The following is a 26,091-nucleotide window of genomic DNA, read 5'->3' as shown; positions in this document are numbered from 1 at the left end:
CGATGAAACAGGAACACTCTGACGGTTACGTCAGGGTGTTTTTTTAATAAAATAGCTCAATCGTTGATAGTTTTTGAATATTTCCGTTTTGTTTTAAAATATTTTGTTTTCAAAATAAAACAAAGATGTTAAACTCAGATTAGGAATAAAACAAACATTATCGGAGGGAAACAAATGGTACAGAGTTTATGGAATGCATCGCAGGCATCTGAGAAAACAACAGGACTTGAGCAGTTGGTTTACCGATCCAATCTGATTGGATCTGATCGCAGTGTATGTAACATCTATGGTGGTAATACGTCTACCAAAACGACAGTGAAGGATTTTCGTGGTCGTGATGTAGAAGTAATGTATGTGAAGGGAAGCGGCTCTGATCTGGGTTCCATGGAAGCGAAACATTTTACCGGACTTGGGCTTGAAGACATTCGACCATTAATTGAACGTGAATCCATGTCGGATGAAGAGATGGTTGAATATCTGGGACATTGCATGATTGATGCCAAGCACCCGCGTGCCTCCATCGAGACTCTGCTGCATGCGTTCCTTCCATATAAACATGTGGATCATACGCACCCGGATGCGATTATCAGCCTGTGTTGTGCGCATAACGGCAAGGAATTGGCGAAAGAGATCTACGGTGATCGATTTGTATGGGTGCCTTACGTACGTCCAGGGTTTACGTTATCTAAAATGATTGCTGAAAGCGTATTCTCGAATCCCAATGCCGAACTCGTACTGATGGAAAAACACGGACTTGTCACTTGGGGTGAAACATCCGAGGAATGTTACGCTCAAACGATCAAGATTATCAATGAAGCAGAAGCTTTCATCGAAGCACGGGTGAACGAAGAAAGTTTGTTTGGTGGTGTGAAGCACCCGGCGCTTGCCGCTGATGTTCGTCGTCAGATCGTATCACGTGTGATGCCAACGATTCGTGGAGCGGTATCGGATAGTAAAAAAATGATTTTATCCTTTGATGATCAAGAGGACGTACTTGCTTTTGTGGGAGGAGCAGATTCCCCGGAATTGTCTCAGGTGGGTGCAGCTTGCCCGGATCATCTGGTACATACCAAAGTGGTACCTCTGTTCATCGATTGGACGCCGGATGCGGAAGATATTGAAGGTTTAAAAGCCAAGCTGGTAGAAGGTGTAGCTGCCTACAAAGAGCAATATCAGCAGTATTTTGAGAGCAACAAAAACGAAGGTGATGTCATGTTCGAAGCGGCACCACGCGTTATTCTCATTCCTGGTGTGGGCATGATTAACACAGGCAAGAGCTGGGCGCTTTCCCAAGTAAGCGGAGCGTTGTATCACAGAGCGATTGCTGTTATGCGTGGAGCTACTAGCTTGGGTCAATTTGTATCACTCAGCGCAAACGAGTCTTACAATGTGGAGTACTGGCCGCTGGAATTGTATAAATTGTCTCTGGCTCCGGCCGAAACCGAATTCTCCCGCAAAGTGGCGTTTATCACAGGTGGCGCAGGTGGTATCGGAAGTGAAACAGCGCGGAGATTGGTATCTGAAGGCGCACATGTGGTGCTTGCTGATCTCAATCTGGAGGGCGCACAGAAGGTAGCACAGGAAATCAATGATCAGTACGGTGCGAATCGTGCTTATGCGCTGAAAATGGACGTAACCGATGAGGAAGCCGTTCAATCTGCGTATGCAGATGTTGCGGTGCAATATGGCGGAGTGGATATCATCGTGAACAATGCGGGACTAGCGACATCCAGCCCATTTGACGAAACGTCCCTGAAGGAATGGAACCTGAACATGAATGTACTGGGTACAGGGTATTTCCTTGTGGCTCGTGAAGCGTTCAAGCTGATGAAACAGCAGGGTATTGGGGGAAGCATGGTATTTATCGGTTCCAAGAACTCGGTGTATGCAGGTAAAAGTGCTTCTGCTTACAGCTCAGCGAAAGCGCTGGAAGCACATCTGGCACGTTGTATTGCAGCAGAAGGTGGAGAGTATGGTATTCGTGTCAACACGATTCTTCCAGATGCCATTCTACAGGGTTCAGCGATCTGGAACGGTTCCTGGAGAAATGAACGAGCAGCGGCATATGGAATTGAACCGGATCAATTGGAAGAGTATTATCGCAAACGGACGACATTGCTCGTGAATATCTATCCAAGAGATATTGCGGAAGGAATCGCATTCTTTGCTTCTTCGAAATCCGAAAAAACAACCGGTTGCATGATGACCATTGATGGCGGTGTACCGGCAGCATTTACACGTTAAAATAGGAGGGTTCTTGCGGATGGATAACCAAGTCAAGCAAGCGTATGAAGCAGCCAAGGCATTGTATGCCCAGCACGGAATTGATACGGACGAGGTGCTGAATAAACTCGCGGAGATCAAAGTATCCGTACACTGCTGGCAAGGCGATGATGTCAAAGGTTTTCTGAATAAAGATGGGGAGTTAACAGGGGGTATTTCCGTTACAGGTCAATATCCGGGGGCTGCGACCACACCAGCAGAACTTCGTAACGATCTGGAGCAAGCTTTTGCACTGATTCCCGGCAAACACAAGGTCAATCTGCACGCGATTTACACGGATACAGACGAGCAGGTTGAACTGGATCAGATTGAGCCAAAGCATTATGAGAACTGGGTGAAGTGGGCCAAAGAACAAGGACTCGGTCTGGACTTCAACCCAACATGTTTTTCCCATGAAAAATCAAGTGACGGGTTCACGCTCAGTCATCCAGACCCTGAAATTCGCAAGTTCTGGATTGATCACTGCAAGGCATCCCGCCGGATTGGTGCTTACTTCGGGGAACAGCTTGGTCAGACTTGTGTAACCAATGTATGGGTACCGGATGGATTCAAGGATAATCCCGTTGATCGGTTGACACCACGCAAACGTCTCAAAGAATCGCTGGACGAAGTATTCGCTGAATCACTTAACCCGGAGCACAACCTGGACGCGGTAGAGAGTAAGCTGTTTGGTCTGGGTTCGGAAGCATATGTGGTGGGTTCTCATGAATTTTATATGGGTTACGGTTTGCAAAATGATACGTTGATCTGTCTTGATGCGGGTCATTTCCATCCAACAGAGGTTATTTCCAATAAACTGTCGTCCTTGTCATTGTTTACAAGTGGCATCCTGCTTCACGTAAGTCGCCCGATGCGTTGGGATAGTGACCATGTGGTAATTATGGACGATGAGTTGCTGGAAATTGCCCGTGAACTGGTTCGACATGATCTGCTTGCGACCACACATATTGGACTGGATTTCTTTGATGCAAGCATTAATCGTGTAGCTGCATGGGTTGTGGGTACTCGCAACACAATCAAAGCCCTTCTCCGAGCGATGCTCGAACCGGTGAATGCCTTGAAACAAGCCGAGTTGGAAGGGGATTACACGTTGCGCCTTGCCTTAACGGAAGAGTTCAAATCCTATCCATTTGGCGCGATCTGGGACTACTATTGTGCTCAGCAAGGCGTTCCAGTCCGTGAAAAGTGGATTACCGATATCAAAACCTATGAACAAGACGTATTGCTACAGCGTGATAAATCGTTGGTGTAACCGTATTATTTTTCGTATAAACCACTATGGAATGAAAATTCCGTGGTGGTTTTTTTGGCATAATCACACTTAATGCATAAGTGAGGCGATTGCTTCCATACTAGGAATATAGATCCGTATCGCATAAGGTTGCCACGCAGAGGAGGAATAATAGCGTTGAATCTAGCCCACAACAAACTGTATATCGCTGCACTTGGCGGCGTGAATGAAATAGGGAAAAATATGTATTTCATCCAGTACAATCAGGACATCATCGTGATTGACTGTGGTTCGAAGTTTCCCGATGAGACATTGCCTGGTATTGATCTGATCATTCCGGATGTAACGTATCTGCTGGAGAATCTGGATAAAGTAAGAGGTCTTGTGGTTACCCATGGACATGAAGATCACATTGGTGGCATTCCCTATTTGTTAAAACAAATGAACATCCCGGTGTATGCATCCAGGCTCACTCGCGGACTGATCGAGCTTAAACTGAAAGAGCATGGCCTGCTGCGCAAGGCGGACCTGCATACAATCGATGCTCATTCCAGCATTACGCTGGGAGGGATAGAGGTTTCCTTTTTTGCAACCAGTCATAGTATACCCGATTGTCTTGGTATCTTCTTTAAGACCCCGGCGGGCAATGTCGTGCATACTGGAGATTTTAAATTTGATATGTCTCCTGTACATGGACCTTTCCCAGATCTGCACCGCATGGCCGAGATTGGCAAACAGGGTGTCCATATTTTGCTATCCGAGAGCACGAATGCAGAAAGACCGGGATTTACACCTTCCGAGCGTGTTGTGGGAGATCACATTCTGGATGCCTTTATCCGTGCAAAACAAAAAGTATTTATCTCTACTTTTGCGTCAAATGTCAGCAGGGTACAGCAGATTGTGAATGCAGCATTCGAGACGGGGCGCAAACTGGCACTGTTGGGAAGAAGTATGGTGAATGTGGTATCGGTGGCCAGTGAATTGGGGTATTTGCAAGTTCCTGATGGATTATTGATTGAAGCTATCGATTCGGATCAGTTTCCGCCCGAACAGGTTGTTGTCTTATGTACTGGTAGCCAGGGAGAAGCGATGGCAGCATTATCGCGTTTGGCATCCGGTAAACATCCTCACGTAAGAATTAACGCCGGGGACACGGTCATTATTGCTGCCGGAGCCATTCCGGGCAATGAACGGAATCTTGCACATGTCATTGACAACCTGTATGTTCTCGGAGCACGTGTGATATATGGTTCAAGTGGTGCAGCAGGAATGCATGTATCGGGACACGGTAGTCAGGAAGAACTCAAATTGATGTTAACTCTGATGAAACCGGATTATCTGATTCCGATCCACGGTGAGTTTCGCATGTTGTATCAACACAGACTGCTTGCTGAGTCCGTAGGTATAGAGCGTGATCATGTGTTTATCGTGAATAATGGGGATATGGTCCAGTACAAAGACGGCATTGCTTCGCTAGGTCCCAAAATTGCATCAGGAAATAGTCTCGTAGACGGTCTGATCATGGGTGATGTCGGCAATATTGTACTTCGCGACCGCAGGCAACTGTCCTCCGATGGCATGCTGGTGATTGTGACTACACTGAGCAAAACGGAAAAACAGATGGTCACGTCACCCGAAATTATCTCCAGAGGGTTTGTATTTGTTAAGGATTCGGAAGAATTCATGCATGAGATTCATGAGCTTGTTCTAAACCGGATGAATGAGTTGACCGGGGCTGGGGTCAATCAGTGGAATGTGATCAAAAGAAAGCTGAAAGACGAGATCGGTCACTATATTTACGCTCAAACCAAGAGAAGACCTATGATCTTGCCAATTATTATTGAGGTCTGAGTCAGCAGGGATAGGGATTATCCTTGCCCTAATGGTCTGTGCAAACGGGATATGAAAGCTTAACAGCCTGATGAATGTGGGATCATACTTCGGTATGAACGTCACATTGTCATCGGGCTTTTGCTATTACATCGAGAATGTACGATAGATATACCATAAACGGAGGTGAATCTAATTCGCCATGGCTTTGCGATTCGAAGTATAATAAAAGGTAAACTAGTTAAAGAAACAAGAGGAGTCTTTATGAATAAAACGATTTCTGATATCGCTCAGATGGCAGGTGTGGCGAAAAGCACGGTCTCTCGCTACCTGAATGGCGGATCGGTTAGTGAAGATACCCGCCAGAAGATTGAGCGTATTATCAAACAATACAATTATGTTCCCAACACATTTGCACAGAGTTTAAAGGCCAAGAAAACCAGTATTATCGGCACGGTTGTGCCACGACTCGATTCTTTTGCGACATCCCAGACATTGATCGGGATTGATGAAGAACTGCGAAGTAATCAGTATCAGATGCTGATCGCGAATACGAGTCAGGACATGCAGCGCGAGATTGACGCCATTTATGATTTTGCACGACAGAAGGTATCGGGTATTATTCTGCTGGCTGCTGAAGTGACTGAAGCACATCTGAAGGCCGTTGAGGATATACGGATTCCGGTGTTATTGGTGGGGCAACAGCATGAGCAACTGCACAGTCTGGTTCACAATGATGATCAGGCAGGTTATGAGATGGGCAGATATGTCGTCGAACAAGGTCACCGCAAGATCGTGTATATGGGAGTTAGCGAGAAGGATCGGGCTGTAGGGATCTATCGTAAACAAGGGTTCCAGCGAGCAATCGCTGAGTGTGGTGGATGTGAAGTGAAGTATTATGAGACAAGCTTTAAGATGTCGGAAGCCATCGTTACCGCTGAAGCCATTCTGAAAGAAATCACACCAACGATCATTGTAGGGGCTACGGATAATATCGCACTGGGTGTGATGAAGATTGCGTTCTCCAATAAAATCCGCATACCGCAAGATTTGTCCGTTACCGGATTTGGCGGATATGATATTACGGAGATGATTCACCCCACACTGACGACTGTGAAATATCATTATTTGCAGGCGGGCAAAGTAGCGGCGAATCACATTATTCGTCTGGTGAAAGGCGAGTCGGTGGAGGAACGAACAACACTGGACGTAGAACTAATTCCTCGAGAAAGCGTTGACAAATTATAAAAACATCCTTTATGATAATTCCATCGAACCGGTTCCTCAATAGATATCCAATTCGGATATGCGAACACGGTCAGGCATTCATGCCATATGGAATTATTTTTTTGCGATCAATGGAACCGGTTCCTATAATTTGATTTTCGTATAAGTTAAATAAGAAATAAACATTTACGGAGAGGACAGAAAAAATCTGAAGAAACGTAGTGTTCGCTTAAAGCTTTCTGTAAGAAAAGCTGCTTCGGAAGCATAGGCTATCACCGGATTTCACCCTTTAGAAAAGGGATCAGGAAATCTGGGGATAACAGCGATCGGAGGATTGTTCTGCCATCGTAGTCCCAGTGTGAAATTTCTTGGTCTAACTTATATAAGTAAGGAATGGAGAACAGCTATGAAAATGACTAGAGAGCAACGCTACAGACGAATTGAGCAAGCAGAGCCTGAAGAGATTGCGAAGCTTGAAGCACAGATATCCAAGTGTCCATGGAGACAGAGTTATCACATTCAGCCGATAACAGGTCTGCTTAATGATCCTAACGGCTTTGTATATTATAAAGGCTATTATCATCTGTTCTATCAGTGGTTTCCACTTGGAACAGAACACGGCATGAAATACTGGTATCATACCCGCTCGAAGAATCTGGTGAACTGGGAAAATGTCGGGATTGGAATCGAACCGGATAGCTGGTATGACTCACACGGAGCTTACTCCGGCAGTGCGATTGAAAAAGACGGTAAGCTGCACTTGATGTACACGGGCAATACGAGGGATGAGGCTTGGGTCAGACATCCGTATCAATGCTTGGCAGTCATGGATGAAAGCGGTTCAGTAACCAAACTGAATTATCCCGTAATCTCGTCTGTTCCAGCCGGATACACGGAACACTTCAGAGATCCCAAGGTGTGGCAACAAGGAGACACGTATTATTGTGTAATTGGTGCGCAGAGAACAGACGATACGGGATGTGCGGTACTGTATCGCTCAATTGATCTGAACAACTGGGAGTTTCTTGGTGAAATTCGCACGCAATTAACCTCCTTTGGTTACATGTGGGAGTGCCCGGATTATATGGAGATGGACGGGAAAGGTGTACTTGTTTTTTCCCCACAAGGCTTAGATGCTGCGGAAGATCATTATCAGAATATTTTTCAGTCCGGTTATCTGATCGGTGAGTCGCTCGATCTCCAGACGAGAGAGTTCAATCATGGTGAATTTCAGGAGTTGGATCGTGGATTTGACTTCTATGCTCCGCAAACCATGCAGGGCCCGGACGGAAGACGTATTCTTGTTGGTTGGATGGGGCTTCCCGATCTGGCGTATCCGACAGATGATAACGGTTGGGCACATTGCCTGACCATTCCTCGGCAGTTGACACTACGAGACGGGAAGTTAATTCAACAACCGGTTGCTGAAATGATCCAATTGCGTCAGCAGGAGGAAGGCACGCATATTCGCGCAACGATTGACCATGAGAGTCGATCTTTCACTGGTTTGAAGGGAATTTCCTTTGAGCTGATCTGTGAGATAAGCCAAGTAGATGCAGAGATGGTGGGCATCGAATTCCGTGCAAGTCGAACTGAGAAAACGATTCTTCTGTATGATCGGATTCAGCAGAAAGTTATTCTGGATCGGACGATGTCTGGTGCCGAGCTGGCAGAGCAGAATGGCGTTGTACGACAGTGCACACTTACTGCGGAAGTGATTAAGTTCCATCTGTTCGTAGATGCATCTTCAGTCGAGGTTTTTGTGAACGATGGGGAAGAGGTCTTTACAAGCCGGATTTTCCCAAGCCGGGACAGCGTGGATATTCGTTTCTTTGCACGCGGAGGCAAAGCTGATTTTGAAGCAACACAATGGCATTATTAAGTATTACGTGAGAGGAATGAGAGAACATGTCGGAGAATCAACGCATTGCCCAGGAAGTCATTCATGCCATCGGGGGCAAAGAGAATATCGCATCATTTGCACATTGTGCAACACGCCTTCGCATCATGGTGAAAGATAAAGAAAAGATTGATCAGAAAACGGTCGAGAACATCGAGAAGGTGAAAGGCGCCTTTTTCAACTCGGGTCAATATCAGATTATCTTTGGTACGGGAACAGTGAATCGAATCTTTGAAGAGGTTGAGAAACTGGGCATCGAAGGATCGTCCAAGGATGATGTGAAGAGTCAGGGGAAAAAGGAAGGAAATGCCTTTCAACGGGCTATCCGCACGTTTGGTGACGTATTTGTACCCATCATTCCCGTACTGGTAGCTACAGGGTTGTTCATGGGATTGCGCGGATTACTTACCCAGAATGAAATTCTGGCGTTGTTTGGGGCAACACCTGATGATATCTCTTCCAATTTCCTGTTGTTCACTCAGATTCTGACGGATACGGCGTTTGCATTTCTGCCTGCACTTGTAGCGTGGTCCGCATTCCGCGTATTCGGTGGAAGTCCGGTACTTGGTATCGTACTCGGGCTAATGCTGGTCAATCCGGCATTACCCAATGCTTACGCGGTGGCGGATGGATCAGCCCAGCCGCTGCATATGTTCGGTTTTATCCCTGTCGTGGGTTATCAGGGATCGGTTCTGCCTGCGTTCTTCGTAGGTTTGATTGGAGCCAAGTTCGAGAAGGTACTAAGAAGACGGGTGCCTGAGGCATTGGACTTGATTCTGACTCCTTTTATTACGTTAACGGTTATGATTACGCTTGGACTGTTCGCGATTGGTCCCGTGTTCCATTCCCTGGAAGAGTGGGTATTGCATGGAACAACTGCCGTATTGGATCTTCCGTTTGGCATCGCAGGTATTATCATTGGATTCTTCCATCAGATTATTGTCGTTACCGGTGTACATCACATCTTTAATTTCCTGGAGATTCAACTACTGGAGAAAACGGGATTTAATCCGTTCAACGCCATTATTACCTGCGCCATGGCAGCACAAGGAGCGGCTTGTCTCGCAGTCGGTCTGAAGACCAAAAATATGAAACTCAAAGCACTCGCATTACCTTCTTCCTTGTCCGCATTTCTAGGCATTACTGAGCCAGCCATCTTCGGAGTTAACTTGCGTTACATGAAACCATTTATTATGGGACTGGTTGGTGGTGGTGTAGGTGGTTTCATCGCTTCCCTGTTCCATCTGCAAGGTACAGGCATGGCAGTAACGGTTATTCCCGGTACACTGCTCTATCTGAACAGCCAACTGCCGTTGTATATCTTGTCCAACGTAGTTGCCATGGCGATTGCATTTGCACTTACCTGGTTCTTCGGATATAAGGACCAACCGGTTGCAGAGGAATCGGTGAGCCATGAAAACAGTGGAGTCACATCAACTGAAGTTATAGCAGAGGAATCTAATCCGCGTATTAATTCAGTTACCGATGCTGTTACAAGCAATCGTCCTAAGGTAGATTTTCTCGAAATAGCTTCGCCAATGAACGGTACCGTCATTGCTCTGGATCAGGTTCCTGACCCGGCGTTCTCGGAAAAACACATGGGTGAGGGCATTGGCATTGAGCCATCAGAAGGAAAAGTGTATGCACCGTTTGATGGTGTCATCGCACATGTGATGAACAAGAGTAAACATGCGGTGATTCTGGAGCATGAAACAGGTGTACAGATGTTGGTTCATATCGGAATTAATACGGTTGGACTGAAAGGGAACGGTTTTACCGCGCATGTGAATAGCGGAGATCGTGTAACTGCAGGTCGATTGTTGATTGAATTTGACATGGATGTCATTCAGGCCGCGGGTCTCCCTTTGATTACACCTGTCTTGATCCCAAGTGGAAACGAAGCGATAGAAACTGTAACAGCAACGTCAACTGGCTATGTTCAAGCCAATGGGGAAGCAGTACTGGTAGTGAAATTTACTGAGCCACAATAAGTGATCGTTTGAAATAGAAATGTACTGGAACATGGAGGTAGAAAAATACAAATCGCAAAAGGCAAAGGGAACCTGTGTGTATCATCAGGTTTTCTTTGCCTTTTTGCATTACTTTCAGCCAAGGTATTAAGACATTTTGCTTTGAATCTGTACATGTAAGCGATTAAAAAGAGATATATCTTCGATTATGGCTCGGTTAATCAGGTTTCTTGAATCACTTATGATTGACCGAGATATAAGGAGATCCAGAGCGTAAAGGGCATATTAGACAGGATATGAACAGGATTACGGTCTGGAATCACCCAGGAAGGTGCAGAATCGGATACGGCTCAATTGCGGAAAGGAAGATAGAGGACTATGATTCGCACATAACGTACTTGAAATGAAATATGCAGGATCTGATGTGAAGGCGAGGTAGACAGCAATGGATGAAGCAATGATTGTTGTATCAGCAGGGAACAGTGCAGCGGGGATGAATTTTGTAGATTTATTACTGAAAAAGGAATTAGCCTTCGTTGTGCTTGTACACAGTGAAGAGGAACGGGAACAACTTCAAACCCTTGGAGCATTTCCTGTGCGTTATATTCAAGAAACGGAAGGGATGCAACAGACTCGTCCCGAATATATGGTCACCAATGCATTTGTGTTCGAGAATAATCTGCCTCAGTGTTGCCAGGATATCCAGTTGTGTCACAGCTGGTATCCGCAGCATCTCTATGTCGTTTCCAGTAACAAGGCTCCAGTTGGTCTTGTATATAAAGGGCTTGGTGCAACGTATGTCATTCATAGCCAGAGTGGAGATGTTTCGTTTTTATTGTGAACGGTCATTCATAATGGGATACGGATTATCTGATTAAAAGGAAAAACGTTCTGTTCGAACCGCTGGCTCTGGACAGAACGTTTCGTGATTCCCCACAGGTATAGATCAAGTGGGGAATCCTTATAACTATTATGAAGCTACGCCAACAACGCTGGTTCCATTTTTCGTGATTTTGTACGTCAGCACATCTCCGTTCCAGAAATGGAACTTAAGCGTGACTTCGCCATCATTGGTTTCATTGAAGAAGTTAGGTTTCAGCTCAATCACATTACGTTCGTAATCTGGGCTAAATGTGTAGGAGAATTCTTTGAACGAAGTCCAGTTCTGTGGACCGGCGTTCTCTCCGTTTGCATATGTTGCTTCCATCGTGGCCAGCTGATTGCCGTTAAACGTAGTCGGAATGGCAAATGCACTGGTTGTACCAGTTGCATCGTTCAACTTAGGTGTGTCATATTTAATGATATTGAAGTTCCACTCAGCACCTTGGTTGAATCCAGCTGTGAGTGTGGCATTTACGCCCAAATCACCAGAGGCTGTCAATTGGGTTAACAGATTGGATTTTAACGTAAGTACATCTTTTTTGATCGTATAGTCTTTACCTCTGACAAGAGGGGTAGTGCCATTCTTCAACGAATTGAATTTGTTCCCATTCAGATTGAGTTTTACCTTTTTATCTTGAATAGCTTCATTTTGTTTAAGATATACGAGGTCCGTTTCGGCTGTGGATGAGCGACCTGTCCAGCTGGCTTTCATGGTATTGAATAGTTCCTGATCAGACCAAGTAAAACTTGTGCGCCCGAAGTGCTGTCCGTTGTCCCACAACATCGTTGTCATCTGTTTTTGGCGCAGATATTGTCCAACAAATTCGAAGAATTTCAGTTTTTCGCCTTGCTCGATGACACCTGTGTGCTGGTCAAAACCAAGCAAGCCATACTCACCAACGATAACCGGAATGCCTTTCGCTGTAAAAGCATTGTATACCCGATCAAATGTATCGGTAACGTCCTTCTGTACTTCCTCGTTATACTTGGTGTAACCTGCGATGTTCACACTGAATGGCCAGAACCCGTAGTAGTGAACGGTTGCAATAATATTCGTGTCATTCAATTTTTGAATGGTCTTATTCAGTTCATCCAGATCAGGTTGAGCGGAAGAGGTATGCATCGTTGGAAGCACAAGTGGACGTGTCTCGTTGTTTCCACCCGAAGTTCTTACGATCTTGTGAAAAGAAGTATTCAACTCGTCCAGCATGCGATATCCAATCGCTGCATCTGTTGTGCCGCCTTCGGAGAAACGTGGTTCGTTAACACTTTCGAACATAAGTTTATCGGATGCATCTTTGAATTTGTCCGCAATCTGAGTCCAAGCGGCGTTGTAACGTGCAAGCACGTTGTCATGGTCTTTCTCCATGTAACTGATCCAGCGCCAGGAATCATGGTGAAGATTGATCATGACGTAGAGATCCGCATCGAGGGCCCAGTTTACCACTTCTTGAACCCGATTCATGTAAGCGGAATCAATTATGTAGTCGGGTGCGTCACCGATGTGGGCTTCCCAGGTCACAGGAATACGGATACTGTTGTAGCCCTCAGCTGCAATCGACTGAATCAGTTCCTTCGTAATGCGTGGGTTGCCCCAGGCTGTCTCATCCTCACCAACGGCGTCCAGAGAGTTACCCAGATTCCAGCCAGGCTCCATGGCGTTCACATAGGTCTGCATTTTGCTTGGAGGGGGTGAGGCACTGGCCTGTTCGCTGTTGTCAGTTGCAGCTGAAGCCATAGCGGAGGAGAATAGAGATAGAATCAGGGCAGTCACAAGTGTAAGAGATAGGACTGATTTGCGGTTTTTTTTCATTAATATAGTCTCCTTCGAATAGAGAATGGTTGAACGTGAATAGCGGTTAAGCAGGGTGAAAATAGAGCTCAACGCAAACAAAAATTCACTTGTTTAATACTGGAATCACCACCGATTTATGTCCTGAAAGCGTTTTCGTAATTTACTATATCATGATTTAATATTGGACAATACCTGCACAATTGGAATAAAAATCATGTGAAAATCAGTGATTGCTTTTTAATGATAATAAATTTAAATACCCTGGGAGAGATCTAATATGAAGCTGGATGCACATCAACATTTCTGGGAATACAATGTCGCCGAGTACGGATGGATTGGCGAAGAGATGAAAACCATTCGTCAATCTTTTCTTCCGCAAGATCTTGAACCTTTATTGGTCCAATCAGGACTGGTTGGATGTATTGCGGTACAAGCCAGACAATCACTGACAGAAACCGAGTGGCTTCTGCAGCTGGCAGATCGGCATGAATGTATCAAAGGTGTTGTCGGATGGGTAGATCTTTGTTCAAATGAAGTTCGGAATCAGCTTGAACTATTCGCATCCAATCCGTATTTGAAGGGCGTACGTCATGTCATACAGGATGAACCTGATCTGGATTATGTAATGAGAGAAGACTTTCAGCGCGGAATTTCATTGCTAAAAGAGTATGATTTGGCCTATGATCTGTTGGTATCCAAGGAGCAACTGCCTTATGCCGTTGAATTGGTTAAGGCGTTTCCTGAGCAGCGATTTGTACTTGATCATCTTGCCAAACCCGACATAAAATCAGGTATAATCTCACCATGGAAAGAAGCACTTGAGTCATTGGCCGCACAACCTAATGCGTACTGTAAACTTTCAGGAATGGTGACGGAAGCAGACTGGGCGAATTGGACTCCAAAGGATTTTACAGCCTATGTGAATATCGCCATAGAAGCCTTTGGTGCTGGACGGTTAATGTTCGGGTCCGACTGGCCCGTGAGCAACGTTTCAGCTACGTATTCTGAAGTATACGGTCTTATTAATTCTCACATTAATGCCCTACCTATACCAGAACAACAGATGATTTTTGGCGGCACATGTGCTGCGTTCTATCAAATATCGTAGCGGGCAATCCGAAGCTAAACCGGTTTCAAAAAGTTGACAACTGTTCTGATTCTTGCTAAAGTTTTATCCAATCCGCATAATCATGATCTGGGAATGTTACCGATATGGGCATAACCTGAGCTGGCTTGTTTACACGTAATCGTGTACCCAGGCTGGTTCGGGTTTTTTCTATTTAAGTTGAACAACCGATTTTACACAAGACGACTGCGCGGCCAGAACAATCTTCCAATCGCTGTTATCCCCAGATTTTTTGTTCCCCTTTTTAAAGGGGAAATCCGGTGATAAAGGCGAACGCTTCGCTTCTCCAGATTTTTTCTGTCCTCTCCGTTTATGTGTAATTGTGTAGTTCAACTTAAATATTTTGTCTTTTTAATGTTTCTTACGATTGGAGCGGATAGCTGAATTACATATTTGGAAGGAGAATGATGATGACGAATTTTAAGTTTCCTAAAGACTTTCTGTGGGGTGGAGCCATTGCTGCCAATCAGGCGGAGGGCGCGTATCTGGAAGATGGCAAAGGGCTGAGTATCGTTGATTTGCTGCCAACAGGTGAGAACCGCAGAAGCATTATGAAAGGTCATGTTCCGGCTTTTACGCCGCTTGCTACCGAGTTCTATCCTTCACATGAAGCGATCGACTTCTATCACCGTTACCCCGAAGACATTGCTCTGTTTGCAGAAATGGGGTTCAAAGCACTGCGTGTCTCCATTGCTTGGGCACGGATTTTCCCAACAGGAGAAGACGCACAGCCCAATGAAGCGGGATTACAATTTTACGATAACCTGTTTGATGAATTGTTGAAAAACGGCATTGAACCTGTGGTTACATTGGCTCACTTCGATGTGCCTGTGCATCTGATCGAGAAGTATGGCAGCTGGAGAAGTCGTGAACTGGTAACTCTTTTCGAGACTTACGCTACAAAGGTATTCACTCGCTACAAAGACAAGGTGAAATACTGGATGACATTTAATGAGATCAACATGCTGTTACATCTTCCGTTCCTTGGAGCGGGGCTGGCGTTTAATGAAGGGGATAACATCAAGGAAATTCAATATCAGGCTGCTCACCACCAACTGGTTGCAAGTGCACTGGCAGTCAAGGCATGTCATGAGATTATTCCCGGTGCCATGATTGGGTGTATGCTCGCCGCAGGAAGCTTCTATCCGTATACTTGTAATCCGGAAGATGTGTTCCAGGGCATGGAAAAAGATAGAGAATCCTATTTCTTCATCGATGTGCAGTCACGTGGGGAATATCCGGGTTACGCCAAACGTTTCTTCAAAGATCACGAATTGAACATCGTTATGCAGCCGGGTGATGCCGAAATCTTGAAAAATCATACCGTAGATTATATCGGGTTCAGCTATTATTCAAGTCGTACAACCAGCACCGATCCGGAAGTTATCAAAAATATGACCAGTGGTAATGTATTTGGCTCGGTAGCCAATCCATATCTGGCGAAGTCCGAATGGGGATGGACGATTGATCCCAAAGGATTCCGTATTACTGCCAATCAACTACATGATCGTTATCAGAAGCCTCTGTTTGTTGTTGAGAATGGATTTGGTGCCAATGATGTGGTTACCCCGGAAGGTGAAGTGGATGATGCGTACCGGATTGACTACTTGAAACGGCATGTAGCTGAAATGGGTGAGGCCATTCAGGATGGGGTTAACATTATCGGTTACACCAGCTGGGGACCTATTGATATTGTAAGTGCATCCTCAGGTGAGATGAGAAAACGTTATGGCTACATTTACGTGGATCGTAATAATGAAGGTCAAGGTGAGCTGACACGACTGAAGAAGAAGAGTTTTAATTGGTACAAAAATGTGATCGAATCCAACGGATCAAACCTGGGTGACGCTTAGTCATAAAGGTAAATCGGATTAGCTCTAATTATAAGCAATCGGAAGAACCATGAATTTATGGAACTTCCGATTGTCCTCACATTGAAAGCGTTGACATATAGTCAGGTTCGCGCTATACTTGACGCAATTATATCGTTTCTGGGATTGTTACTACTTGAAGTAGGCAAAACCTAAGCACCAAAAAAAGCAGACCACCATGTCTTGTTTATTTTGTGATGCTTCAGGTTTTTTTTGTATGCCCAAAAGACGATGTATAACTGCCAAGAGAGTGGAACGTGACGGGGGGATTGATGTGAAAATAGCAAAGGTTATCAACAATAACGTCATTAGCATCTATCAGGCGGATGGAGCAGAGCTTGTGGTGATGGGACGTGGGATTGCCTTTAAGAAAAAGCCGGGGGATAAAGTAGACGAGACCCGCATCCAGAAAGTATTTGCATTGAAAAACAAACAAACTTCCGATAATTTCAAAATGCTGCTGCGTGAAGTTCCGATGGAACTGATTGAAATTGTGGAAGAGATCATCACGTATGCGCGTGAGAATCTGGGCCGAAAGCTCAATGAGAACATCTATGTGTCCCTTACGGATCATATTAACTTTGCCATCGAACGTTATCGGGAAGGCGTGGAGATCAAGAACGCATTAATGTGGGAGATCAAACAGTTGTACAAGCCCGAATTCGAACTGGGTCTGAGGACGCTGGAACAGATCAACACCCGCATGAATATTGAGCTTCCACCAGATGAAGCCGCTTTTATTGCCCTTCATATGGTCAACGCAGAGATGAACGAAGAAGTTATTACAACGATGAATATTACGAAGTTTATCCAGCAGATTATTAATATAGCGAAATATCATTTCAAAATGGAATTTGATGAGGACTCTCTCAGTTATTTTCGCTTTATCACACATCTGAAGTTCTTCTCCCAGCGTGTGCTCAGTGGTACGCATTACGACAACAACTATGATCACTTCTATGACATGATTAAGGAGAAACATCCGGATGCCGCAGCGTGTACGGAGAAAATTGAGTTGTTTGTCAAAAAGGAATACAACCATGAGCTGACCAATGAAGAAAAATTGTATCTGACGGTTCATATCGAACGAGTGGTTAATCGATAATATTTAAATGTTGACAAAAATGGTTTAATTATAATAATATGTGATTAACAGGAATTGAATACGATTTAACTGGGATTGTTACTGGTTATGCAGGCAAAACCTAAGTCATGAGAAGGTCAGGACCATTGTGTCCCCTTGCTCAAGGCTTAGGTTTTTTGCGTGCAAAAAAATCGGTAAAGGGCCTGTTTGAGAAAAAGTGGGGGTGCAGATCATGAGTCAAGAGAAACTGGCCAAAGAGATTGTAGAACTGGTCGGCGGTGAGAAAAATGTGGAATCGCTGGTTCATTGTGCAACACGATTACGGTTTGTATTGAAGGACGATGCCAAGGCAGACAAAGCCAAACTGGAGAAAACAGAAGGTATCATTGCAGTCAAAGAAAATGGAGGTCAGTTTCAGGTTGTTGTTGGTAACAAGGTACCTGAAGTCTATAATGCCATTGGACAGATCAGTAACATTCTGGATGATTCGTCAAATAAAGAAAAACCGGGCAAAAAAGCCAAGGGGATTGGCGGTATCATTGATATCATTTCCAGCATCTTTGCTCCACTTCTGGGAGTTATGGCGGGAGCCGGTATTCTAAAAGGGTTATTGTTGATTGCAAGCAATATCGGATGGCTGGAAACGACAGAAACAACTTATACGATCCTGTATGCAGCAGCAGATAGTCTCTTCTACTTCCTGCCTCTGTTGTTAGCGGTTACAACAGCACGTAAATTCCAGGGTAATATGTTTGTAGCGATGACGATTGCAGGGGCACTTATCTATCCATCCATCATCACGTTGAAAGCAGAGGGAACACCAACGGATTTCTTCGGTATCCCTGTCATTCTGATGAACTATTCATCAACGGTTATTCCTATCATTTTAGCTGTCATTGTCATGAGCAAGTTGGAGAAGTTCTTTAATAAGACACTTCACGATAGTGTGAAAAACTTTGTTACACCATTGTTTTTGTTAGTGATTATGGTACCGCTGACACTGTTGGTATTCGGACCATTTGGTGTGTACGTTGGTAATGCAATTGCAGCCGGGCTCGTTGCCGCATTTGGATTCAGTCCATTGCTCGCTGGAGCCGTTATGGGTGCAAGCTGGCAGCTGCTCGTGATCTTCGGAATACACTGGGGTCTTATTCCGGTATTTATCAATAACGTTGCAGTGTATGGACAGGATGGCGTAAAACCCGCTGCGACAGCTTCAATCTTTGCTCAAACGGGTGCTGCTTTTGGGGTTATGTTGAAAACCAAGAACAAAAAACTGAAAACGCTGGCGGGATCATCCACGTTGACGGCTTTGTTCGGTATTACGGAACCGGCCATCTATGGGGTAACATTACCACTGAAACGTCCATTCATTGCAGGAGTTATCGGTGGTGCAGTTGGTGGAGCTATCATTGGTCAAGCGGGTACATTGGCATTTGCATCCGGTGCACCAGGGTTGCTGACCTTGCCAATCTTCTACGGACCAGGTGGACAAGGTTTCCCAGGATTGATTCTGGGTATCGTAGTATCCTTTGTTGTTTCGGCTGTACTCACGTACATTATGGGCTTTAAAGATCCGGTAGAAGAAGAAACAAAAACCGAACCTGCTGCATCTGCCGAGCAACCTGTTCGTGCAGCGAATGCTTCGGACGAAATTGTATTTAGCCCAATCGAAGGAACAATTGTTGAATTATCGGAAGTTCCAGATCCGGCCTTTGCATCGGGAGCCATGGGTAAAGGTATTGCGATTGAGCCAGCTGTGGGCAGAGTCGTAGCGCCTTTTGACGGTACAGTTACCGTTGCATTTAAGAAAAAACATGCCTTGGCTGTAGTATCAGACACCGGTGCTGAAATATTGGTTCACGTGGGAGTAGATACCGTTAAATTGGATGGGCAGCATTTTGTTTCCCATATCAAGGAAGGGGACAGGGTCCAAGCGGGAGATCTGTTGCTTGAATTCGATATTGCACAGATTAAGGCTGCTGGTTATCACACGGTAACGCCGATTATAGTAACCAACTCAGCCAACTACGAGGATGTAATTCCACAGGCTACAGGTCAGGTTCATAGCCAGGAGCTTCTATTGAAGTTGAATGGAGGAAGGGGACAGGAATAAAAGTAGATTGATGTATTAATCTGATGGTGAAGTGTTTTCATCGTTCCGTTGACATGGTGGAATTGGAAAATTATAATTAGGATTGTACATCTATACATGATAATGAAAGGTGGATTATTGAACATGACACATGCGATGAGACTGCGTTTCCTCCCTTTGAATCGGTAATTGAATACGTTCAAAGGCTCTGACCATTGGTTCAGAGTAAACGGGATCAGTCTGTCATTTTCAATCATCCTGACCTTAAAATAAGTGTTTTACTCGCTTTCCCGTTTACGTTGAATCACAGGCCGTGGCCTGTGATTCTTTGTTTTTTTCTTCTAATTAACTTAATCATGTAAATAATTTAGGTAAAGGCGCTCAATACAGACTACTGGAGGTAACCGCTATGATGACGTTACTGTTCTATTGATACGAGCTGGCACGATAAGCTCGTATCGATAGAAGCGTGCTTCGCTATCGATACGAAATAAATCTTATTTCGGAGGTAGCGAATATGGAAAAGATATGTTTTGAATTAGAACAGGTTGAGATGACCTATATGGATAAAGTAATACTGAACATTGAGCGACTGGCTGTGCATCAACTGGATCGCATTGGTGTAGTAGGTGGTAATGGTCAGGGTAAAAGTACACTATTAAAACTCATTACGGGGCAGATCCAGCCAACTGCCGGAAAGGTAAAACGTTTTGCAGATTTTGGTTATTTGGAACAAGTGGAACCACCCCAGTCTAACGAAAGTATTGAAGTTGATGGGGCTTTACTCAGTAAATTAGCCATAACTCAACACGATCAACCATGGAGTGGCGGAGAACAGACCCGTCTAAAACTGGCTCAAATGTTCACTCATTATCATGAAGTACTGTTACTGGATGAACCAACAACACACCTGGATCAAGAGGGCATTACATTTTTACTGGATGAATTGCGTTATTACTATGGAGCGCTTGTGCTGATCAGTCATGATCGTGCGGTTCTGGATGAACTGGTGACCACGATCTGGGAAATCCATCAAGGTGAGGTTCACGTATATTCCGGAAACTATAGCGATTATCAGGTACAGAAGAGGCTGGAACGTGAACAACAATACCAGGCCCATGAACAGTTCTCGAAGGAAAAAAGGCGATTGGAGCTGGCCGCCCGGGAAAAGATGAAGAAAGCCGAGAAAATAACACAGGCCGGAAGCATGTCCAAAAAAGAATCCAAGGCAAAGGCAAACCGTATGGTTGAAACCAAATCCAAAGGTACCAGTCAAAAAGCAGTGCATCGTGCTGCTAAAGCAATTGAACAACGAATGCAACAACTTCAAGAGGTGAATGCGGTACAGCAGGTTCGGCCAATGATCTTCCGTCAGCCGAAGACATTGGAGCTGCACAACCGATTTCCAATTATGGCTGATCGCCTTACACTTGAGGTGGAAGGTCACATATTGTTGGAGGATGTAAGTTTTCAGGTTCCATTAAAACAAAAAATAGCGATAACCGGAGCCAATGGCAGTGGGAAAAGCACATTGCTTAACCATGTTTTCCATGCTGGGGATCACATCACCATGTCTCCAAAAGCAAAGCTCGGTTATTTTCAGCAATTGAGTTATCGTTTCACGACAAAAGAGACCGTCTTACAATTCCTGAAAAATCGTTCGCAATATGAGGAATCAGAGCTCAGAAGTGCGTTGCATGCGATGCAGTTTACAGGTAATGACTTGCTGAAGAATGTTGGGACATTAAGCGGAGGAGAAGCGATTCGTCTTCAATTATGTCACTTGTTTCTGGGCCAATATAACATTCTATTGTTGGATGAGCCGACGAATTTTCTTGATATGCATGCATTGGAAGCGTTGGAGCGTTTTATCAAGGCCTATGAAGGAACGATTCTGTATGTATCTCATGATCAGAGGTTTATTGAAAATACAGCGGATCAACAATTTCAGATTATAGAGCGTCAATTAATTCAGGTGAATATATAAGTTGAACTAAAGAATATTTACACTGGACACTACGATGACAGAACAACCTTCCGATCGCTGTTATCCCCAGATTATTTTGATTCCTTTTATAAAGGAGTAAATCCGGGGATAAAGGCGAACGCTTCGCTTCTTCAGGCTCTTTCTGTCCTCTCCGTTTCGTGTAAATGTTTATTTCAATTTATATAGAATATAAATTTATAGGGGATGAGAAGTAACGAAAACCGTCAAAGTGATTTTGGCGGTTTTGTCGTTTTCAAAGATAGGCAGATCGGATGCCTTATGTAGCTTCTATTAAGACTCCGCTTTTACAACCGCTGAATGCATGTTACCTGTGAGACGTTGAGGTGGGAAAACCATGCGCACGGGCGCAATGATGATGGCAGCAAATACAGCTTTAATCAGATCCCCAATAATGTAAGGATAAAACCCTTGAATCATGGCCTCAGGTAGGTTCATTTTGTAAGCATAAGCAAGCCAAGGGACACCCGATACATACACGAGCAGTGAACCAAAGAGTTCAAATACAACAAAAGCGAGAATGAATCCTGTGACACCTTTGATGTTGATTCGTGCAAGCAACAGTCCAATTAATAAAGCGGAGATCGGCCACATCATCACATATCCTCCGGTAGGTCCAAGAAGTACCGCAAGTCCTCCGGTCCCGTGCAGCAAGGGGAAACCAAGAGCGGTGAGCAGAACAACCATGGTAACGCTAAGGAAACCATATAGTGGACCAAGTAATCCTCCGGCCAGCATGACAGCCAAGGTTTGTAATGTTATCGGTACAGGGGAGAAGCCAATGGGAATGCTTATGTAACCAAAAAGTACTAAAATTGCGGCCATAAGTGCGCTGAATACAATACCTCGCAAAGATAATTTCATGTTTGAACAATCCTCTCCATTTTGGTAATATGATTGTTAACCAATTATATAAATGTGGTTGACGATTAGGATCGTACCACATAAAAATAGAAAGGGAAAGGACTAATTTACGATGCAAGGCAACCTGCCTATAATTACATTAGAAGATGTTCGGGTGCATTATGTTTCCGAAGGTGGTCAGGTGAGGAAAGCGCTGGATGGGGTCTCACTTATGCTGCACCAAGGAGAATGGATTAGTATTGTAGGAGCGAATGGCAGTGGAAAAAGCACACTTGCTGGACTGCTGATTGGATTCATTCCACTATCTGGAGGGGTACGGGATATCTCGGATGAACTTACCGTTCGGGGTGTATTGCAGCAACCGGATGCACAGGTACTAGGCGATACGATTGAAGAGGAGTTTCATTTTGCACTGTCACCATTGATGGATTCTGTAGAAGAGCAATTGGAGCGCAGGCAGGATGCATTACATACTGTAGGACTTCAATACCCCCCGGAGAAGGCTGTCTCACAATTATCCGGTGGACAGAAACAACTGCTTAATATTGCTGTAGCGCTCGCAGCCAAACCGGATATATTGATTCTGGATGAGCCAACAGCCATGCTTGATCCCGGAGCAAGAGACCGTATCGAGGCCATCGTTCAGAAGATTACCCAGCGAGGGACAACGGTGATCTGGATTACACACCATCTGGAGGAAGCAACCCTGTGTCATCGAATCATTGCTATGGAGAGGGGACGTTGTGTGTACGACGGGGAGCCGGAGTCCTTTTTCTATGAAACAGAGCTGAATGAGAAGGCTACACGGGAAAATGTACAGCTATCCCCCTGTGAATGGTTAGGGTTGGATCCTCCTTTTACTGTAAAAACTGCGTTATTGCTCAAGCAAAAAGGTATGATGTCAGAAGCCATGCCACTGCGACCTGAGCAACTGGCTAAGGAGGTCGCACGTTGGAGATCGAGCTAACCAATATACGTATAGAAGCATCGGAATCGAGCAAACGTGCACTGCTTGAAGATGTGAGTGTCCAGTTGAACAGTGGGGAAATCACCTTGCTGCTGGGCTGTACGGGTTCAGGAAAAACAACTTTACTACAGACGTTGGCTGGTCTGAGACCGCCCGATGCAGGAAGTATCACATTGGATGGCACACCTTTCTGGAAAGAAGGAAAAGTGCCGCAGTCGATTTTATTGCAAATGGGACTATTGTTTCAATTTCCGGAACAACAACTGTTTGCCCGAAGTATTCAGCGTGAATTCACATATTCTCTACGTCCCTATCGACTTTCAGAGAAACAGCAACAAGAGCAGATCACAAAAGCACTGAAGCAATGGGACCCGCCAGTGTCCTCAGAGTTGGACCGACGTTTTCATCTGGACAGGTCACCATTTGCTCTAAGTGGGGGAGAGAAGCGCAGGTTAGGTCTTGCTCTCGGAAGTGTGACCAATCCACACTGGCTTCTGCTGGATGAGCCAAGCGCAGGGTTGGAAGCGCAAAGTGTCGGGCTTTTGCTGGATGTATTGGAGCAACATCGTCTGGCAGGTGGTGGGGGCGTGGTAGCAACCCATGATCTGGATACATTTTTGCCTTGTGCGGATCGAGTATTGTTGTTGCAGGAAGGCCGTTTAATCGCCGATCTTACGCCGAGAGAACTTCACAAAAGGCCTGAACTGTTGGAGCAGACAGGAATCGGACTGCCACCATCGATGAGATTGGCACAGCAGTTTAGAGCAGCGGGTCTTGAGCTGCCTTTGACCGCGATGACGCCAGAAGAGATGGCTGAGTGTATTGTTCAGTCCAAGCCAGTTGAAGTACAGATTCAAAATGAATCGATAGAAGCATCATGGACGGTAACGAAGGAAGTCAAGAGCGTTGCAATGAAATATGAAGAAGAAGCACTGATGCTGTCGTCCATTAAAACGGAAGATGATCCAAAGCTTCTTCCGAACACATGGACTCATTCAGGCGGATTATATGGCGTCATGGACCCGCGTCTGAAATGGATTCTGTATATCTTGCTGGTCACTGCTGCGATGCTTCAACAGCGCTGGTTGGGATTGACGTTAACACTGGTGCCGGTAATAGCAGCACTTGCCGTGCTCCCGCGTCAGACTTTGGCTGGATGTATGAAATTAATGAAGCCACTGTTATTCTTTTTCATCATATCAACGGCGTTATCTGGGACAACCCTTTCAACAGAGGGAGGAGGTCTGCACTTTGGCTTTTCCCTGATGCAGGCGGAGGGCACTTTGCTGAATGTGTATCGATTGTTTATCGTCACATTGGCAAGCCTTTGGTTTTCGTTGACGACACCTTATGGGCGAATGGTAGAAGGGCTTAACTGGGTACTCGGTATCGGTAAAAAGATCAGGTTGCCCGTAGCTTCGTTCGCTCTAGCTGTTTCGTTAATCTTTCGGTTTATCCCGATGATCTGGAGTGAGTGGCAGCGATTCTCACTGATCGTACGGGCACGTGGAAAGGCAGCTTTAAGACCAAATACCGTTCGAATTCGTGACCTGGGTCCGATGGTGATTCCCTTGTTAATGGCACTGTTCCAACGTGCAGAGGATATGACCATTGCGATGGAAATGCGTAAAGTTAGAGAGCACTCTAAGCTCGGAGGACGTTCATCGTTATTGGTATGGTCCAAACGTGATACCTGGATTAGCCTCGCTGGCCTCATTGTTTTTGTACTATTAATATGGATTCGTCAATTGTGATGGCGATAATGATCGTGATGGATCCGGTAATGGATCGAAACCTAAACGCAGTGTTTTCCAAAGATCATGCATAAAAGCGTTTGTCCTCGCTCACAATAAGTGGACGTTGATCATCTGAAGTGGATCAGGAGGGATAAACGATGAAAGATAAGTTTTTGCGTGAAGAACGGCAAGAATATACCGATGTGTCTACGGTGGAGTCGCAGCGAAACGATATCACTCTTGAAGAATTCCCGGAGGGTCCTTACGGTTCATCTCTGTTATCCGAGTCTCTCGGGAAAAGTTCTCCGTGGCGGGTGGATCAGAGGTCTGCACATCGTTTTGATTATGAAAATCATGAACTTCACGAGGGAGAAGTACGGGATTATCCAGGTCAGGATGTTTTTGACGAAACGGTTCCGGATAACGTGTCCAAACCTCAATACCCGGAAGAATCGTAATGACAATTTGAGATAAATTAGAGTATAGCCTCCGACAGGTTTTGTCCTGTTCGGGGGTTATTTTTCGTTGTATTTAATGAAAACAAATCTCCTCCAATTCCACATTATGGGTTATTATGTTTGTAGCTCGAAGTAAAAATCTGGTTAAATATGCGGGGGGACTTGGGATGAGAGAGATCGATTATAGTCAATATTTCTGGCAGGATGATAAGGTCAGACTACGTGCTTTGCGTGAGGAAGATTGGGAGGATCATTATTATAACCGCTTTGATACACCTGCCCGTCGGTTATTGGAGTGTGCAGTAGAGTTACCGCCAACCCATGTTGAAGCGAAGAATTTCACGGATAACTTCTCTGATTTTTCTTTAGCCAAAGGACGGATCATGTTTACAATTGTAAATATGGATGGTGAAAATGTCGGAGGTGTGAATCTGAATAGCATTGATGAAAGGAACGGTACCTTTAGCATTGGTATTCAAATTGATAGGGATCATCGAGGAAAAGGATACGGAACCAGAGCCGTTCGAATCTTGTTGAAGTATGCCTTCTTCGAGCGCAGGCTCAACAAATTTAATGATTATGTACTCCAAGGAAATGAACCTTCTGCAGCCATGATGAGAAAACTTGGATGTGTTCAGGAAGGTGTCCGTCGTCAGGTGATTTATACGGATGGGAAATACCAGGATCTGATCCTCTTTGGATTAACCAAAGATGAGTTTATGGCAAAAGAGGGGCTTGTTTGAAGTAAAGGCTAATAAGGTGTAATT

Annotated in this window: 18 protein-coding genes; 16 read left to right on the top strand and 2 right to left on the bottom strand. The window is 44.9% G+C overall.

Going from position 1 to position 26,091, the window contains the following annotated elements:
* Positions 1 to 174 precede the first annotated feature (174 nt).
* The 7 genes from IFU39_RS07095 to IFU39_RS07065 all read left to right on the top strand — a co-directional run bounded on the left by IFU39_RS07095 (position 175) and on the right by IFU39_RS07065 (position 11,282).
* Complete coding sequence (locus IFU39_RS07095; RefSeq protein WP_091016717.1) at positions 175 to 2,244, top strand: bifunctional aldolase/short-chain dehydrogenase; 2,070 nt, start codon at positions 175 to 177, stop codon at positions 2,242 to 2,244.
* A gap of 19 nt (positions 2,245 to 2,263) precedes the next feature.
* Positions 2,264 to 3,535, top strand: a complete 1,272-nt coding sequence (rhaA, locus tag IFU39_RS07090) for an L-rhamnose isomerase (protein WP_091016715.1) — start codon at positions 2,264 to 2,266, stop codon at positions 3,533 to 3,535.
* Between the two features lie 156 nt (positions 3,536 to 3,691).
* Positions 3,692 to 5,365 (top strand): ribonuclease J, encoded by a 1,674-nt coding sequence (locus IFU39_RS07085; protein ID WP_192131852.1) that lies wholly within the window; start codon positions 3,692 to 3,694, stop codon positions 5,363 to 5,365.
* Positions 5,366 to 5,608: 243 nt separating this feature from the next.
* Positions 5,609 to 6,592 (top strand): LacI family DNA-binding transcriptional regulator, encoded by a 984-nt coding sequence (locus IFU39_RS07080; protein WP_105598542.1) that lies wholly within the window; start codon positions 5,609 to 5,611, stop codon positions 6,590 to 6,592.
* A 385-nt stretch (positions 6,593 to 6,977) separates the two neighbouring features.
* Positions 6,978 to 8,453 (top strand): glycoside hydrolase family 32 protein, encoded by a 1,476-nt coding sequence (locus IFU39_RS07075; RefSeq protein ID WP_192131850.1) that lies wholly within the window; start codon positions 6,978 to 6,980, stop codon positions 8,451 to 8,453.
* A gap of 26 nt (positions 8,454 to 8,479) precedes the next feature.
* Positions 8,480 to 10,462, top strand: coding sequence for a sucrose-specific PTS transporter subunit IIBC (locus tag IFU39_RS07070; protein WP_192131848.1), 1,983 nt, complete (start codon positions 8,480 to 8,482; stop codon positions 10,460 to 10,462).
* A gap of 424 nt (positions 10,463 to 10,886) precedes the next feature.
* The gene (locus IFU39_RS07065) at positions 10,887 to 11,282 is read left to right on the top strand and encodes a hypothetical protein (protein WP_192131846.1); all 396 of its coding nucleotides are present in this window, start codon (positions 10,887 to 10,889) and stop codon (positions 11,280 to 11,282) included.
* A 129-nt stretch (positions 11,283 to 11,411) separates the two neighbouring features.
* Here IFU39_RS07065 and IFU39_RS07060 read toward each other — a convergent pair whose 3' ends face one another.
* Complete coding sequence (locus IFU39_RS07060) at positions 11,412 to 13,136, bottom strand: cellulase family glycosylhydrolase (RefSeq protein ID WP_192131844.1); 1,725 nt, start codon at positions 13,134 to 13,136, stop codon at positions 11,412 to 11,414.
* A gap of 259 nt (positions 13,137 to 13,395) precedes the next feature.
* On the opposite strand from IFU39_RS07060, the gene IFU39_RS07055 reads away from it, so the two are divergent.
* From IFU39_RS07055 to IFU39_RS07035, 5 genes are all read left to right on the top strand, one after another.
* Positions 13,396 to 14,226: an amidohydrolase family protein gene (locus IFU39_RS07055; protein ID WP_192131842.1), complete on the top strand. Its 831-nt coding sequence runs from the start codon at positions 13,396 to 13,398 to the stop codon at positions 14,224 to 14,226.
* 428 nt (positions 14,227 to 14,654) lie between these two features.
* Positions 14,655 to 16,097 (top strand): 6-phospho-beta-glucosidase, encoded by a 1,443-nt coding sequence (locus tag IFU39_RS07050; RefSeq protein ID WP_192131840.1) that lies wholly within the window; start codon positions 14,655 to 14,657, stop codon positions 16,095 to 16,097.
* A 292-nt stretch (positions 16,098 to 16,389) separates the two neighbouring features.
* A complete protein-coding gene (gene licT, locus IFU39_RS07045; protein WP_192131838.1) occupies positions 16,390 to 17,220 on the top strand; it encodes a BglG family transcription antiterminator LicT in 831 nt (276 codons plus the stop codon).
* A 211-nt stretch (positions 17,221 to 17,431) separates the two neighbouring features.
* On the top strand, positions 17,432 to 19,315 hold the full coding sequence (locus tag IFU39_RS07040) for a beta-glucoside-specific PTS transporter subunit IIABC (RefSeq protein WP_192131836.1): 1,884 nt from the start codon (positions 17,432 to 17,434) through the stop codon (positions 19,313 to 19,315).
* Positions 19,316 to 19,811: 496 nt separating this feature from the next.
* Entirely contained in the window at positions 19,812 to 21,281 is a 1,470-nt protein-coding gene (locus tag IFU39_RS07035; RefSeq protein ID WP_192131834.1) for an Msr family ABC-F type ribosomal protection protein, read from the top strand.
* A gap of 291 nt (positions 21,282 to 21,572) precedes the next feature.
* Here the strand turns inward: IFU39_RS07035 and IFU39_RS07030 are convergent, their stop codons facing one another.
* Entirely contained in the window at positions 21,573 to 22,163 is a 591-nt protein-coding gene (locus tag IFU39_RS07030) for a biotin transporter BioY (RefSeq protein ID WP_192131832.1), read from the bottom strand.
* A gap of 112 nt (positions 22,164 to 22,275) precedes the next feature.
* Here IFU39_RS07030 and IFU39_RS07025 point away from each other — a divergent pair, with 112 nt between their 5' ends.
* The 4 genes from IFU39_RS07025 (at position 22,276) to IFU39_RS07010 (ending at position 26,067) form a co-directional block, all read left to right on the top strand.
* Positions 22,276 to 23,130 (top strand): ATP-binding cassette domain-containing protein, encoded by an 855-nt coding sequence (locus tag IFU39_RS07025; RefSeq protein ID WP_124114453.1) that lies wholly within the window; start codon positions 22,276 to 22,278, stop codon positions 23,128 to 23,130.
* Positions 23,115 to 24,884: an ATP-binding cassette domain-containing protein gene (locus IFU39_RS07020; protein WP_192131830.1), complete on the top strand. Its 1,770-nt coding sequence runs from the start codon at positions 23,115 to 23,117 to the stop codon at positions 24,882 to 24,884. The genes IFU39_RS07025 and IFU39_RS07020 overlap by 16 nt, the downstream gene beginning before the upstream one ends.
* A gap of 140 nt (positions 24,885 to 25,024) precedes the next feature.
* Entirely contained in the window at positions 25,025 to 25,324 is a 300-nt protein-coding gene (locus tag IFU39_RS07015) for a hypothetical protein (protein ID WP_192131827.1), read from the top strand.
* Positions 25,325 to 25,491: 167 nt separating this feature from the next.
* Positions 25,492 to 26,067: a GNAT family N-acetyltransferase gene (locus tag IFU39_RS07010; protein WP_192131825.1), complete on the top strand. Its 576-nt coding sequence runs from the start codon at positions 25,492 to 25,494 to the stop codon at positions 26,065 to 26,067.
* The last annotated feature ends 24 nt before the right edge of the window (positions 26,068 to 26,091 follow it).

The sequence above is a fragment of the Paenibacillus sp. CFBP 13594 genome, assembly GCF_014842675.1.
Classification (GTDB): Bacteria; Bacillota; Bacilli; order Paenibacillales; family Paenibacillaceae; genus Paenibacillus; species Paenibacillus amylolyticus_B.
This window is presented reverse-complemented; position numbering and strand designations above follow the sequence as displayed.

Coding starts and splice junctions, on each gene's coding strand:
- IFU39_RS07095 (WP_091016717.1), top strand. CDS start 175: ATGGTACAGAGTTTATGGAATGCATCGCAGGCATCTGAGAAAACAACA.
- rhaA (WP_091016715.1), top strand. CDS start 2,264: ATGGATAACCAAGTCAAGCAAGCGTATGAAGCAGCCAAGGCATTGTAT.
- IFU39_RS07080 (WP_105598542.1), top strand. CDS start 5,609: ATGAATAAAACGATTTCTGATATCGCTCAGATGGCAGGTGTGGCGAAA.
- IFU39_RS07075 (WP_192131850.1), top strand. CDS start 6,978: ATGAAAATGACTAGAGAGCAACGCTACAGACGAATTGAGCAAGCAGAG.
- IFU39_RS07070 (WP_192131848.1), top strand. CDS start 8,480: ATGTCGGAGAATCAACGCATTGCCCAGGAAGTCATTCATGCCATCGGG.
- IFU39_RS07065 (WP_192131846.1), top strand. CDS start 10,887: ATGGATGAAGCAATGATTGTTGTATCAGCAGGGAACAGTGCAGCGGGG.
- IFU39_RS07060 (WP_192131844.1), bottom strand. CDS start 13,136: ATGAAAAAAAACCGCAAATCAGTCCTATCTCTTACACTTGTGACTGCC.
- IFU39_RS07055 (WP_192131842.1), top strand. CDS start 13,396: ATGAAGCTGGATGCACATCAACATTTCTGGGAATACAATGTCGCCGAG.
- IFU39_RS07050 (WP_192131840.1), top strand. CDS start 14,655: ATGACGAATTTTAAGTTTCCTAAAGACTTTCTGTGGGGTGGAGCCATT.
- IFU39_RS07040 (WP_192131836.1), top strand. CDS start 17,432: ATGAGTCAAGAGAAACTGGCCAAAGAGATTGTAGAACTGGTCGGCGGT.
- IFU39_RS07035 (WP_192131834.1), top strand. CDS start 19,812: ATGGAAAAGATATGTTTTGAATTAGAACAGGTTGAGATGACCTATATG.
- IFU39_RS07030 (WP_192131832.1), bottom strand. CDS start 22,163: ATGAAATTATCTTTGCGAGGTATTGTATTCAGCGCACTTATGGCCGCA.
- IFU39_RS07025 (WP_124114453.1), top strand. CDS start 22,276: ATGCAAGGCAACCTGCCTATAATTACATTAGAAGATGTTCGGGTGCAT.
- IFU39_RS07015 (WP_192131827.1), top strand. CDS start 25,025: ATGAAAGATAAGTTTTTGCGTGAAGAACGGCAAGAATATACCGATGTG.
- IFU39_RS07010 (WP_192131825.1), top strand. CDS start 25,492: ATGAGAGAGATCGATTATAGTCAATATTTCTGGCAGGATGATAAGGTC.